Here is a 13,958-nt window from a genome sequence, read left to right as displayed (position 1 = left end):
AACTATTTAGGTTGCTTTTTTTTGTGTTTTGAGCTATTATATGGTACTAAACACTATTTTAAAGGAGGGTAATTAGCTAAAATGGATGTAAAAAAACAGATTAACAAAGAAGCTATAATTACAATTATACTTTACTTAATCTATTTTATATGGTGGTATTTCTGGGGGTATATTGATGAGGGAAAAGATCCTAGTGAGTATGTCTATATTTTTGGTTTACCTAGATGGTTCTTTTTTTCATGTGTAGTTGGACTTATCTTTATAAATATCTTAGTTTGGGTAGCTATCAAGTTCTTTTTTAAAGAGATTGATTTAGATGAAAAGGAGAAAGAAAAATGTTAATAATTCCAATTTTTATATATATTCTAGCTATTTTAATTGTAGCTTGGCAAACTGGTAAACATAAACATAAAGCTGGTAAATTTATGGAAGAGTACTTTATTGGTAGTAGAAGCATGGGAGGATTAGTTTTAGCAATGACTCTAATCAGCTCATATGTAGGGGCAAGCTCTTTTATTGGTGGACCTGGAGTAGCGTATAACTTAGGGTTAAGTTGGGTATTTCTAGCTTGTATTCAAGTTCCAACTGCTTTCTTTACTCTTGGAATACTTGGTAAAAAACTTGCTATTATATCTAGAAAGATAAATGGTGTTACTATAACTGACTATTTAAGAGCTAGATATGAAAGTAACTTAGTTATAGTTCTTGCCTCTTTAATGATGCTGATCTTCTTTATAGGAACTATTGTTGCTCAATTTGTTGGAGGAGCTAGATTGTTTGAAAGTGTAACAGGACTTTCATACAATTTTGGACTTATTCTATTTACAGCAGTAGTAATTATTTATACTACCTTTGGAGGATTTAGAGCTGTTACTATAACAGATGCTATCCAAGGTATTGTTATGTTGCTAGCTACTGGACTTCTTTTCTTTATCATTTTAGAAAAGGGAAATGGTATGGAAAATATTATGCAATCTATCTTAAAAACAAATCCAAATCTTTTAACACCAGATAGTAATGGAGCAGTTTCTAAGCCATTTATCCTATCTTTCTGGATGCTTGTTGGAGTGGGAGTTTTAGGACTTCCAGTTACTGAAGTAAGATGTATGGGATTTAAAGATAGTAAAGCTATGCACAGAGCTATGATTATTGGAACTTCTATTGTTGGAATTCTTATGCTTGGAATGCACTTAGTGGGAGTTATGGGAGCTGCTGTTGAACCTGGAGTAGAAGTAGGAGATAAAATTATTCCTATTCTTGCTATAAAAAATATGCACCCTATTCTTGCTGGAGTATTTATTGCTGGACCTTTAGCAGCTATTATGTCATCAGTTGACTCTCTTTTAATTATGTCATCTGCTGCTATTGTAAAAGATCTGTATATCAACTATATTGATAAAAATCCTAGTGAAAGTAAGATTAAAAAGCTATCTTTTGCAACTTCTCTTCTATTAGGAATAATTGTATTTGTACTAGCTTTAAATCCACCTAAACTATTAGTATGGATAAATCTTTTTGCACTTGCTGGACAAGAGGCAGCTTTCTTCTGTCCTATACTTTTTGGTTTATACTGGAAAAGAGCAAATGCCACTGGAGCTGCTGTTTCAATGATATTTAGTGTAGTTTTCTATCTATACACAGTTATTATGAATATTAAAATTATGAATATGCACCAAATTGTACCAACTATTGTATTCTCTGTTTTACTGTTTACAATAGGATCATATTTTGGAAAGCCTAATTCTGAAAAAGTAAATGAACTATTTTTTTCTGAAAAATAATTAACTTTTTAAAGGAGGAATTTTATGAGAACATTAGATTTAGCAAAAGAAGTACAAGAGTATGTTGTTAAAATGAGAAGAGAGTTTCACATGAATCCTGAACCTAGTATGAAGGAGTTTAATACTTCTACAAGGATAAAAGAAGAGTTAGATAAAATGGGGGTTGAATATAAAAGTGTAGCTGGAACTGGAGTTGTAGCTACTATCCACGGAAATACACCTGGTAAAACTGTGGCTCTTAGAGGAGATATTGATGCTTTAGCAGTTGTAGAGGAAACTGATGTTGAATATGCTTCTAAAGTTCATGGACTTATGCATGCTTGTGGACATGATACTCATGGAGCTATGCTTTTAGGTGCTGTTAAAGTTTTAAACCAAATGAAAGATGAGATTAAAGGAACTGTTAAATTTTTCTTTCAACCAGGAGAAGAGGTAGGAAGAGGAGCAGCAGCAATGGTTGCAGAAGGAGTTTTAGATGGTGTAGATGGAGTAATGGGTATTCATATCTCTTCTGATATGCCTACTGGAACTATCAATGCTGATGCTGGTCCTAGAATGGCATCTGCTGATTCTTTTAAAATAATTATTACAGGAAAAGGTGGACATGGAGCTAGACCTGAACAATGTGTTGATGCTGTTGTTGTTGGAGCTGCTACTGTTATGAATCTACAATCTATTGTTAGTAGAGAGCTAAATCCTTTTGATCCTGTGGTTGTAACTACTGGTTCTATTAAATCTGGTACTAGATTTAATGTTATCGCTCCTACTGCCGTATTAGAAGGAACTGTTAGATATTTTAAACCTGAATACAAAGATGTAGTATCTGCTGCTATTGAAAGAATAGCTAAATTTACTGCTGAAACATATAGAGCTACTGCTGAAGTAGAGTATGAGTCTTGTGTTAAACCTACTATCAACGATGATGAGTGTGCTAAGATAGCTCAAGAAACTGCTAGTAAACTTGTAGAAAAAGAAAATGTACTTAATCTTCCACCTAGTACTGGTGGAGAAGATTTTTCTGAGTTCTCTTCTATTGTTCCTGGAGTTATGACTAGACTTGGTGCTAGAAATGAAGCTAAAGGAATTATCTATCCTCACCACCATGGTAAATTCAATGTTGATGAAGATGCATTCAAATATGGTGTAGCATTTTATGCTCAATATGCTCTTGATTTTTTAAATAAGTAATTTGATAGATAATGAAAAATAGAGGCTATTAATAGCCTCTATTTTTATAATACTCATAAACAATTTTTCCTATCTCATTATTTATAAGTATTCCATCTATATTCTTTTTTAAATCTTGAGTAAAAACCAATATATCAACCCAGCCATTTTTTAAATATAACCTTCCAACATCGTGCTCAACAGATGGTAACTCTCCTGTTTTATGTGCTAGTATCTCTTCTTCTGGAATATATAGATGCAACTTATTATTACAGGCTTGATTTTTTAACATATCTAAACAATCCTTATCATTGCATAAAATATCTAATACTTTTTCACTATCTTTAGGAGAGGTAAAATTATCTTTTCCCATTTTTACGGCTTCTATATCCAGCATCTTTCTACCTAAAACAGTATCACAATAACCATTTTCTTTTATAAATCTATTGATATTCTCCATTCCTAGATAGTCTATTAAAATATTAGTAGCTGTATTATCACTTAAACATATCATAAAATATGCTAGATCTTTTACTGTAAATTCTAAGCCACTATTCAAAGATTTTAACAAGCCATTTCCTTCTACTTTATCTCTATCTTCTAATTTAATTGCTTTATTATAATCTGATTTCGGTATACAACTTAATATATACAATTTTATTATACTTGCTGATAAAAAAACTTTATCTTCATTTATTGATATTCTATTTCCAAAAGAATCTTTTATTACCACACTAAATATTCCACTACATTTAGATAGTATCTCTTTTATTTTCTTTTCCATATTCTTTCACACTTTTATAAGATTACTTAGTTAACCAACTTTCAATCTCTTCCTTACTCTTCTCTACAATCTCTTCAATTGTTAGATTTTCAGGACAAATTTTATCAAAGAATTTTATCTTAATAGGATACATACTTGGGAATTTACTTCCATATGGCATAGCCTTATATGCCCCTTTTATTCCAAATGGTACTACTGGCACATTTAATTCTTTAGATAAAATTGCAAAAGTCTTTTTGAACTCTTGTAACTCTCCATCTCTTGTTCTTGCTCCCTCTGGGAATATAACTAAATTTTTACCCTCTCTTAAAACTTCAGCTGATACTTGTAGAGTTTCCTTTAGATTTTTATTAATATCTACTATTAAAACATTTCCTCTATCTGCTAAATATCTTCTAAGCGGAGTATCAAAATGCACTACTGTTGCTATATAATAAGTATCATTCATCATCTTCATTGGTATAGCTTGATTAAACATAAGAGCATCTAGGAAACTTTGATGGTTTCCTATATAAATAGCTGGTTTATTTGAAATCTTATCTTGTGACTCTTTTTTCAAACTAAAATATAGAGAGAAAATTGGTTTAGTTATAATTCTTATTAATTTTCCTACCCAAGCCGATTTTGGAAGATCAATATCTATTCTCTCATTTAAAATATTTTTCCAATCTATCTCAACATTGCTAAATGTTCCACCATGATTTTTAATAAACTCTGCTAAAGTTAAGACATTTTTTATATTTGTAAATTCCTCTTCTTTTATTTTTACTCCATAACTATTTTCTACAAAAGATAATATCTCAACTATATCTAATGAATCTAATCCTAGATCTAATTCTAAGTGAGCATCTGGAGTAACTTGAGCGTCATAGTTTTTCTCAATATTCTCTTTTAATGTTGTATAGATTTCTTTTAGTTCTTCAGGAACTTCAATCTCTTTTTTAGATTGTTGATTTACTACTGTTCCCTCTGCTCCCTCTTCTACAACTTCCCCTTTTAAGAAATCATTTAACATAAATCTTCTTACTTTTCCAAGTTTTGTTTTAGGAAGTTCGTTTTTAACAATTTTTACTTCTAAAATTTTTCTATATTTAGGAGCTGTTACATTATATTTATCAATTATCTCCCATTTTAAACTTTCTTTTATATTAGTTATATTTCTGTGTTTAATCAAATCAAAATCAGGATATACAACTGCCATCAAGTGATTATTATCCTCCATTACAGCTATCTCTTTTATAAGATCAGTTCCCTTCATAATCTCATTTTCAATATCTGCTGGGTTTATATTTTTACCATTTGATAATACTATCATCTCTTTTTTTCTTCCAACTATTACAAGGTGACCCCCATCAAATTTTCCTAAATCTCCAGTATGGAAAAATCCATTTTCATCAATAACCTCTTTAGTTGCAGTAGGATTATTATAGTACCCCTTCATTACATTGGCACCTTTTACAAGAATCTCTCCATCCTCAGCTATTTTTACCTCTACATCTGGGATAATCTCTCCAACAGTTCCAGCTTTTACATTAGTAGGTTTATTAAATGCTATAATAGGTGAAGTTTCTGTAAGTCCATATCCTTCTATCATTGGCAAGCCTAAAGTTAGATAATCTCTTGAAACCTCTGGATCTAACTTAGCCCCTCCAGATGCCATAACTCTTAATGAGCCTCCAAGCTCATTATATACTTTCTTAAATACAAGTCTACTTAAAGCTTTACTATTTATAGATTGACAAATTTTAAATATCTTTTTAGTTATCCAACTACTATTAATTTTATTCATAATAGCTTTGTGTAACATCTCCCAAACTCTTGGTACTCCAATTATTACACTTATCTTATACTCTCTAAGTGCATGACGAAGAGCCTCTGATGATAACTCATCTAAGATAACTACCAATGTTCCAAAATATATTGTCATTAATAAATTAATATTTAATGGGAATACATGATGATATGGAAGAATAGCTAGTACTCTATCTGTTTCATCAACTAAATTTATAGCTTTTATAGCATTTACATTGGATAACAAGTTTTTATATGATAACATAACTCCTTTAGGATTTCCTGTTGTTCCTGAAGTGTATAAAATTACTGCTGTATCCTCTACATTATCGACATTTAATTCATAATTGTCAGGTTGAAACTCTTTAGGTACTACTATATTATCTATATTTATTATCTCAAGAGATTTTCCATACATCTCTTTTGCTGCAACAGCATTTTTATAGTTTTTATTTGTTACATAGATATACTCTGGCTCTGCATCATTAAAAACATATAAAAGTTGTTCTGGAGTGTATCCAGCATCTAACACTATTGCTATCCCTTGTTTTTCCCAGATAGAGAAAAAAGATTGTATTATCTCTGGTCTATTTTCTACATATACCACTACTTTACTATCTTTCTTTATATTTAATAAAGTTGAATAGTATTTTATCCCTGTTAATAACTCCTTATATGAATACTCCCTATCCTTGTAAATTATTGCTGCCTTATTTCTGTCATATAATAATCTCATTTTTGCCTCCCAGAACTTATAGATTATCTATTAGTTCTTCCAATTCTTTTCTGTCTTTAGTATCTAAATCTATACCTGCTTTTAATTTTTTTAATACTTCACTCTCTTGTGCTGACATACTTTTTTCTAAAACTTTAATTAACATTTTTACATAAAAATTCATCTCTTTTCTCCTATCCTTTTAATATATATCCAACTCCTCTTACAGTATAGATAATCTTCTCCTCTTCTCCCTTATCAATTTTATTTCTAAGATGAGTCATATACACATCTACAATATTTGTATTTGCTGTGTAGTTCATATTCCAAATTTTTTCTCTTATCATCGTTCTACTTAAAACAAGATTTTTATTTCTTATTAAGTACTCAAGAAGGGCAAACTCTCTATAAGTTAACTCTATATCTCTATTCCCTCTTTTTGCCTCTCTAGTTAAAAGATCTAGCTTTAAATTTTTTATTGTTAAATTATTCTCTATCTTATTGATATTTCCTTCAGATCTTCTAAGAATCGCTCGAATTCTTCCTGCTAATTCAATAAAAGAAAATGGCTTAGTTAAATAGTCATCAGCTCCACTATCCAAACTTTGAACCTTTTTTTCTATATCATTTTCACTAGATAAAAATATTATACCTATTTTTTTATTGATCTCCCTTATTTCAGAGCATAACTCTATCCCATTTCCATTCTCTATATCAATATCTAAAATAGCTAAATCATAATTATCACTTTTAATATGATAGTAAGCATCATCTCTATCTGAACATATTTCCACTGTATAACCTAACTCTTTTAAACCTTTTTTCAGATATTTTTGTATCTCTCTATCTCTTTGCACTATTAAAATATTCATTATTAACCCCTTTAAAAACTTACAATATTATAAATTGAAAGATAGTTTAATACACTTCCCCCTATTACAAATAGATGCCAAATTGCATGGGCAAATTTTATGTTTTTTAATGAATAAAAAATAGCACCTATAGTATATACTATTCCACCACAAATAAGCAAATTTAATGAAATAGAATTAAGATTTAGTTTTAGATCTTTAAATACAAAAACTACTATCCACCCCATTATAATATATATAATTGTTGACAAAAGTTGAAATCTACCTACGAATTTAATTTTAAATAGAATTCCTAAAATTGTCAATCCCCATTGAAATACAAATAATACCCATCTTCCTGTTCCTGTCAATACTGTTAGGATATAGGGAGTATACGATGCTGAGATCAAAATGTATATTGCTGAATGATCTAAAATTTTAAATATATTTTTTGCTCTTCCTTCAGGAAGAAGATGATAAGTTCCTGAAATACTATACATTAAAATTAATGCTCCACCAAAAGTTCCACTTCCTACTATATAATCTATCTTTCCTGTTCTAACTGCATGTACTATCAAAGCTACACAACCTGCTATTGCCATTCCTGTTCCTATGTAATGAGTTATAAAATTTAATCTTTCCTCTAATTCTTTATAGTCCATTTTTTCAGCTCCCTTCTAAAATTAAATTTTCATCCTAATTAGATTATACCATAAATAATAATATTTAGATAAAAAACTATAATATTGAACAAAAAAATTTTCATATTTTAACAAAAAAAAGTAGAAATTCTTTTAATAAAATAGTATTATAGTAATAGATTAATTATAAAGGAGGAAAAAAGCATGAAAGTAAATAATAAATTTAAAATTACTTATTTCTTAATAGCTATTATTTTTGCATTATTTACTTCAACTTACCATTTAAAACATGCAAAACCTTCTTTAACTTATGAACATACACAAACAAATATAATTCTTCTTCACGAAAGTGAACCAATTCAAAATTATATCTCTAGTGAGATAAACCATAGCAACACCAATGAAATTGTTATTTGGAGAGATCTATTACCTACTATCTTTACTTCAAATAACAATCTATTTACAAAGATACCATTATTAGAGAACATTAAAAATATTCTCTATGATATAAATAATCATTCAATATTAACCAGATATAAAACTCGAGTCCTACGGATTTAAAAAGATTCTTTCATTTAATTTTAAATAACTAAAAAATTTATAATTTATGGAGGAATCAAAATGATAACTATGAGAGAAAAATTAGAATTGGAAGAATTAGAAAAATTAAATAAATTAATGGATGAAGAGATAGAAGATAATGATAGAGAGCTTGAAACTGACAATAGATTTGGAGCTACTATCCTTTTAGTATCATATTGTGGAATAGGACTTTTCATGTTCTATAAAATTGCAGAGTTATTAGTAAAAAGATTTAGTTAGTAAGGAGAATATTTTGAAATGAATTTTGGTAGAAAAACACTTATTTTTTTTATAGGAATTTTACTTTCTTTAACTGTTTTCACAAAGGAAAATAACCAATTTTATGCTAAAAATTTATATAATGAGATGAAATTAAATGGACTTATTAATTACCAAGCTTTTTCTCAAGCTATTGATGGTTTTAATAAGACTAAAAATAAAGAAAAAAATATTTTAACAATAGTGGATTTTTCTCTTCCATCTACTGTAAAGAGAATGTTTGTTTTAGATTTAGATAAAAAAGCTATTTTATTACAATCTTATGTAGCTCATGGAAAAAATACTGGTGATCTATATGCTAAAAGTTTTTCCAATAAATCTAATTCAAATAAAAGTTCAGTAGGACTTTTCCTTACTGAAGGATCATACAACGGAAGAAATGGTTATTCTCTAAGACTAAATGGTTTAGAAAAGGGAGTAAATGATAATGCTAAAAAAAGAAATATAGTTGTACACGGAGCAGATTATGCCAATCCAAAATTTATTGAAACTTCTGGAAGACTTGGAAGAAGTTTAGGTTGTTTTGCTGTTCCTGAAAGTGTTAATGCTACGATTATTAATACTATTAAAGGAAAGAGTATATTATATGTTTACTCTAATGCAATCAAACCTCAAAATCAAAAATATGCTACTTTATAGAAAAATTTAGCTGCTACATAAGTAGCAGCTTTTTTATTACCATATATAATTTGCTGCTTCCATAAATCCACCTGAAGTAGAAAAATATTTAGCATCAACAGGTTTATCTTTATATATCATTACCTTTCCTTTAGTAGCATTTATTGCTGCATTAGCATCTTCATTCTCTTTTTGATTATTATAAACTTGACTTTCTGTTGTATCCTTTACATGGAATCCCTCTTTTTTATATCTAAATTTTAGATAATCACTTAGAGCATAAGTTCTTGCTGCTACTGCTTGAGCCTTTAATGCTTCAACACCAAAACTTTGTGGCATCTCACTAGGAACAACTTGTTTTAAATAATCTTCTATATAGATCTCATTTATTACTCTTATTCCCTTACTTGAAGTTCTTGAAGGTTTTATCTCCATAATTCCTCTATACATAGGAGTAGTAGTATGAGCTCTTTTTAGACCTACTATTCTTATATAATAACCATTTCCTACTAATTTTACAGGATTTACAGTTTTTACTCTCTGTTTTCCATTAACTTTTATAGAAAGTTTATTTCCAATATTTACTATTTCAACTTTCTCATTTATAGGAACATTAATTTTAAAACCAGAACCTTCTATTTTTAACTTTCCACCACTATACATAACTACTCTAGTGTGATCTAATCCACCACCACTATTTGTAATTCCTACTCTTATATTTTTTTCTACTCCCTTTATACTATACATATTTTTTATCTTAGTATTTGGATAGTATCTTTCTAAAACATCTTCATAATCATAGTTATAGTTTTTAGTTAGATCATAAGCTGTCCATTGTGGCATTCCAACTCCATGTCCATTTCCACCACCATATAGAGTAACCTTTCCCCAAGCTTTTTCTATTGCTAGATAAGCTGATGGTAGAAGAGAAATATTTTTTCTCAAAGGATTCTCTCTATAATCTTCTCCACCTCTAGCTCCATAAAGTCCAATTACTCTACCAGTTTTTATGCTATTTTTATCAGCAGTCAACAATTTTCTTATATTTAGCTCTTTAGCAACTAAATATCTATTCTTAGTAGTTGTTATTAATAGATAAGTTATTACCCCAGATTTCCCTCTAGCAGCAACTTGTACATCCTTTATCTCTCCTATACTATTAGAAGTTATTGGTAGATTTTTCCATTCTCCACCTACTAATGTAAGCACATCTCTAGGACGAGATCTATAAACTATTGGCAGATTATATTTAACAGAATTATTAAACTCATCCTCTGTAAATGTCATTTTCCATCTCCAATAACTTGAATTATCTCCATACCCTTTTATCTTAGTATCTTTAAAAAAGGCTAATACCTCATCTTCATTATACTCATTAAAGAACTCATCTCTATGTTCCTTATGAACATCATTTCCAATCAAAAGATATTCAACAACATTTCCCTTATAATTCTCTGGAATAGGAAGATTATTTTTCTTAAAGAAAGTATAATCTAACTCATATCTTCCCTTTACATGTTGTGGCTTTTGTACACTAGGTTTAAAAATGCTATATGTTTTTCTATCTGAGTTTGAACATCCAGTAAATAAGCTAAATGCTAGAACTGCTCCTAAAATAAATTTTAATTTTTTAGACATTTATTTTCTCCATTCTTAGTCAATAACTAATCCATTTTTAGTTATATACTCTCTTACTCTTTCTAATTCCTCTTGTGTATCTACACCTATTATCTTATATGGAGTTTCTAAAACTTTAATCTTATATCCATTTTCTAAAACTCTTAACTGTTCTAAAGATTCAGAAAGTTCCAATGGTGTTGATGCCATTTTAGCATATTCCATTACAAAATCTCTCTTATATCCATAGATTCCCACATGTTTATAATAATTATCCATATTTAAATTTCTTGGATATGGAATTACACTTCTTGAAAAATAGATAGCAAAATCATTTTTATCTGTTACAACTTTTACTGCATTTGGATTTTCAATCTCTGCCATATCTGTAAGCTTATACTTTAATGTACTCATAGGGATTGTATTGTCCTCAACAAATGAATCTATAATAGAGTTGATCATATCTGGCTCTATTAATGGTTCATCCCCTTGAATATTTACAATTACATCATAATCTGTATAAGTTTCACATACCTCAGCTATTCTACTTGTTCCATTAATATGATCTTTTCTTGTTAAAATAACATTTCCACCAAAAGATTTTACTTCATCAACAATTCTCTCATCATCAGTTGCTACAACTACTCCATCTAATTTAGATTTTAACGCTCTTTTATATACCCATTCCACCATAGTATGTCCACATATATCTTTTAAAGGTTTTCCCTCTAATCTTGTAGATGCATATCTAGATGGTATTACTCCTAAAAATTTCAATTTACAACCTCCTTTAAATTGTGTAAAATATTAGTATAACTTTATTATACTTTAAAGTAAGAAAATATACAAAGAAAATTTAAACTTGGAGGAAGCCTATGAAGTTAAAAAAATTATTGTCAATTATATTTATATCATTATTAGTTATTTCATGTAGTAGTGCTCCAATCTCAGGGAGAAAACAACTTCTATTAGTTGATGAAGCTCCACTTATTCAACAAAGCTATGCACAATATAGGCAAGTTTTAAATCAAAGTGTTGTTTTAAACAATGCTGATTCAAAAAAAGTTAAAAAAGTAGGAAATAATATTGCAAAAGCTGTTGAAAGATACTTCCAACTTCATCCAGAAGAGAGAAAATCAAATATAAAATATGCTTGGGAATTTAATTTATTAAAAGATAAAACTCCTAACGCTTGGTGTATGCCTGGTGGAAAAGTTGCTGTATATACTGGTATTTTACCTTATACTCAAAATGAACAGGGATTAGCAGTAGTAATGTCACATGAGATTGCTCACGCCATAGCCCAACATAGTAGAGAGCAACAAAGTCAATCTATGATTCAAAATGGTGTAGGTGCTCTATTAGGTGTTGCTTTTGGAGTTCCTCAAGAACTATATGGAAGTGCATCAAATCTTATTATGCTTAATTACAGCAGAACTCAAGAAACTGAAGCTGATGAGCTAGGACTTATTTTTATGAAGATGGCAGGTTATAACCCTAATTATGCTTTAACATTCTGGCAAAGAATGGCAAAAGCTAGTAGTGGAAAACAATCACCAGAATTTTTAAGTACTCACCCAAATGATCAAACTAGAATTAATAATATTAAAAGATTTTTACAAAGTGAAAAATTTAAAAATATAAGCAAATAAATTTTAAAAATAGAAAGGAACTGATAAATGGAAATTTACTTTATACGTCATGGAGAAACTCTATGGAATACTCTGAAAATATTTCAAGGGAGCTCTGATTCACCTTTAACTGAACTTGGTATGTCTCAAGCTAGAAAACTTGGTGAAAAACTAAAAGATACTGAATTTACAGCTTTTTACTCATCTCCTATGGGAAGAACAATTGCTACAAGTAAGTTAATTTTAGGAGATAAAAAACAGGAGATCAAATTTATTGATGAATTTAAAGAGATCTCAATGGGAAATATGGAAGGTGTTCCTCGTGAGGAGTTTGAGAAAAAATACCCAGAGGAATTTTATAACTTCTTTAACAATCCTAAAGATTATGCTCCAACAGGGTATAATGGTGAAACTTACTATGAGGTTATTGAAAGAGTAAAAATTGGATTAAATAAACTTTTAGCTATGCACAAAGATGGAGATAGAATAGCTGTTGTTACTCATGGGGTAACTTTAAAAGCTCTATTTCATATTATAAATGATGAAAATATCAGCGATTTAGGAGCTGCAAAAGTCCATAGAAATACAAGTTTATCAATTGTAGAATATAAAGATAAAAAATTTAATATTAAGGTTTTCTCTGATATTTCTCATCTTGAAGATTAAAGAGGTTTAAAATGAAAAGTATTAAATTAGTTTTAACAGCATTTTCTGAATCTTTTAGTTTAATTAGAATAATTGGTTTAAAAAAATATTATTTTATTCCTGGAGTTTTAGGTGCTTTACTCTTTATTTTAATGATGATTGGAGCAAATTTTATTTCAGGCGGATTGTTAAATTATCTGGAAAATATTTTTAATATCTCTGAATACCATTCAATTATCTCAATAATATTAAAAATTACTATTTGGATAGTTGTAGCATCAATATATTTTCTAATATATAAATCTGTTCTTTTGGTTATCTTATCTCCGTTTATGGGATATGTTTCAGAAAAAGTTGATAACTATCTTACAGGAAAAGAGTATGATTTCTCTTTTAATGATAATATGAGATTTATTTGGAGAGGAATACAGATTGGAATTAAAAGTTTTATAAAGCAACTTATAGGAATGTTTATAATTATGTTATGTAGTTTTTTATTTCCTATAAATCTTTCTATTCCGCTATTAATGTTTCTACTTCAAGGATATTTTACTGGATTTTCTTTTATAGATTATACTCTTGAAAGATATAATTTTACCCCTGAAGAGAGTCTAAAATTTCTAAAAAAACAGAGATTCTATTCTCTATGGATAGGAAGTATCTTTACAATTTTATTTCTTATTCCTTTTATAGGAATCTTTATTGCTCCATTAGTAACTTGTGTAGCTGCTACTAAAGTTACTTTAGAACTTTTAAAAGAAGAAAGAAATTAATAAGCAAAAGCTGAAGGTAACTACTCAGCTATAAATTAAAATTTGAGACTCAAGTTCAAAAAAAATGGGCTTGGGTCTTTTTT

At 29.0% G+C, this 13,958-nt stretch carries 16 protein-coding genes; 9 read left to right on the top strand and 7 right to left on the bottom strand.

What is annotated here, in order from left to right; all coding sequences use genetic code 11:
- The first annotated feature begins 81 nt into the window (after window positions 1–81).
- Genes I6E31_09095 through I6E31_09085 form a run of 3 tightly spaced genes read left to right on the top strand, consistent with a single transcriptional unit; the run spans window position 82 to window position 2,969 of the window.
- Complete coding sequence (locus tag I6E31_09095; protein ID MCF2640122.1) at window positions 82–342, top strand: YhdT family protein; 261 nt, start codon at window positions 82–84, stop codon at window positions 340–342.
- Entirely contained in the window at window positions 336–1,781 is a 1,446-nt protein-coding gene (panF, locus tag I6E31_09090) for a sodium/panthothenate symporter (GenBank protein MCF2640121.1), read from the top strand. The genes I6E31_09095 and panF overlap by 7 nt, the downstream gene beginning before the upstream one ends.
- A gap of 24 nt (window positions 1,782–1,805) precedes the next feature.
- Window positions 1,806–2,969, top strand: a complete 1,164-nt coding sequence (locus I6E31_09085; GenBank protein MCF2640120.1) for an amidohydrolase — start codon at window positions 1,806–1,808, stop codon at window positions 2,967–2,969.
- A gap of 28 nt (window positions 2,970–2,997) precedes the next feature.
- Here I6E31_09085 and I6E31_09080 read toward each other — a convergent pair whose 3' ends face one another.
- From I6E31_09080 to I6E31_09060, 5 genes are read right to left on the bottom strand one after another with little or no spacing between them, the layout of a single operon-like run.
- Entirely contained in the window at window positions 2,998–3,732 is a 735-nt protein-coding gene (locus I6E31_09080) for a serine hydrolase (protein ID MCF2640119.1), read from the bottom strand.
- Window positions 3,733–3,754: 22 nt separating this feature from the next.
- Window positions 3,755–6,259, bottom strand: coding sequence for an AMP-binding protein (locus tag I6E31_09075; GenBank protein ID MCF2640118.1), 2,505 nt, complete (start codon window positions 6,257–6,259; stop codon window positions 3,755–3,757).
- 16 nt (window positions 6,260–6,275) lie between these two features.
- Window positions 6,276–6,422, bottom strand: a complete 147-nt coding sequence (locus I6E31_09070; protein ID MCF2640117.1) for a hypothetical protein — start codon at window positions 6,420–6,422, stop codon at window positions 6,276–6,278.
- A gap of 10 nt (window positions 6,423–6,432) precedes the next feature.
- Window positions 6,433–7,110, bottom strand: a complete 678-nt coding sequence (locus I6E31_09065) for a response regulator transcription factor (GenBank protein ID MCF2640116.1) — start codon at window positions 7,108–7,110, stop codon at window positions 6,433–6,435.
- Between the two features lie 11 nt (window positions 7,111–7,121).
- A complete protein-coding gene (locus I6E31_09060; protein MCF2640115.1) occupies window positions 7,122–7,751 on the bottom strand; it encodes a hemolysin III family protein in 630 nt (209 codons plus the stop codon).
- A 183-nt stretch (window positions 7,752–7,934) separates the two neighbouring features.
- On the opposite strand from I6E31_09060, the gene I6E31_09055 reads away from it, so the two are divergent.
- Genes I6E31_09055 through I6E31_09045 form a run of 3 tightly spaced genes read left to right on the top strand, consistent with a single transcriptional unit; the run spans window position 7,935 to window position 9,230 of the window.
- Window positions 7,935–8,291, top strand: a complete 357-nt coding sequence (locus I6E31_09055; GenBank protein ID MCF2640114.1) for a hypothetical protein — start codon at window positions 7,935–7,937, stop codon at window positions 8,289–8,291.
- A 60-nt stretch (window positions 8,292–8,351) separates the two neighbouring features.
- Window positions 8,352–8,552, top strand: coding sequence for a hypothetical protein (locus tag I6E31_09050; GenBank protein MCF2640113.1), 201 nt, complete (start codon window positions 8,352–8,354; stop codon window positions 8,550–8,552).
- A gap of 18 nt (window positions 8,553–8,570) precedes the next feature.
- Complete coding sequence (locus I6E31_09045) at window positions 8,571–9,230, top strand: murein L,D-transpeptidase catalytic domain family protein (GenBank protein ID MCF2640112.1); 660 nt, start codon at window positions 8,571–8,573, stop codon at window positions 9,228–9,230.
- 36 nt (window positions 9,231–9,266) lie between these two features.
- Here I6E31_09045 and I6E31_09040 read toward each other — a convergent pair whose 3' ends face one another.
- Entirely contained in the window at window positions 9,267–10,847 is a 1,581-nt protein-coding gene (locus I6E31_09040) for a SpoIID/LytB domain-containing protein (protein ID MCF2640111.1), read from the bottom strand.
- A gap of 15 nt (window positions 10,848–10,862) precedes the next feature.
- Window positions 10,863–11,603 carry a 3-deoxy-manno-octulosonate cytidylyltransferase gene (gene kdsB, locus I6E31_09035; protein MCF2640110.1) on the bottom strand — a complete coding sequence of 247 codons (741 nt, stop codon included), beginning with the start codon at window positions 11,601–11,603 and terminating at the stop codon, window positions 10,863–10,865.
- A 98-nt stretch (window positions 11,604–11,701) separates the two neighbouring features.
- On the opposite strand from kdsB, the gene I6E31_09030 reads away from it, so the two are divergent.
- From I6E31_09030 to I6E31_09020, 3 genes are read left to right on the top strand one after another with little or no spacing between them, the layout of a single operon-like run.
- Window positions 11,702–12,478 carry a M48 family metallopeptidase gene (locus I6E31_09030; protein MCF2640109.1) on the top strand — a complete coding sequence of 259 codons (777 nt, stop codon included), beginning with the start codon at window positions 11,702–11,704 and terminating at the stop codon, window positions 12,476–12,478.
- A 27-nt stretch (window positions 12,479–12,505) separates the two neighbouring features.
- Entirely contained in the window at window positions 12,506–13,123 is a 618-nt protein-coding gene (locus I6E31_09025) for a histidine phosphatase family protein (GenBank protein ID MCF2640108.1), read from the top strand.
- 11 nt (window positions 13,124–13,134) lie between these two features.
- Window positions 13,135–13,875: an EI24 domain-containing protein gene (locus I6E31_09020; GenBank protein MCF2640107.1), complete on the top strand. Its 741-nt coding sequence runs from the start codon at window positions 13,135–13,137 to the stop codon at window positions 13,873–13,875.
- Window positions 13,876–13,958: the final 83 nt, after the last annotated feature.

Source organism: Fusobacterium varium (genome assembly GCA_021531615.1).
GTDB classification, from domain to species: Bacteria; Fusobacteriota; Fusobacteriia; order Fusobacteriales; family Fusobacteriaceae; genus Fusobacterium_A; species Fusobacterium_A varium_C.
This window is presented reverse-complemented; position numbering and strand designations above follow the sequence as displayed.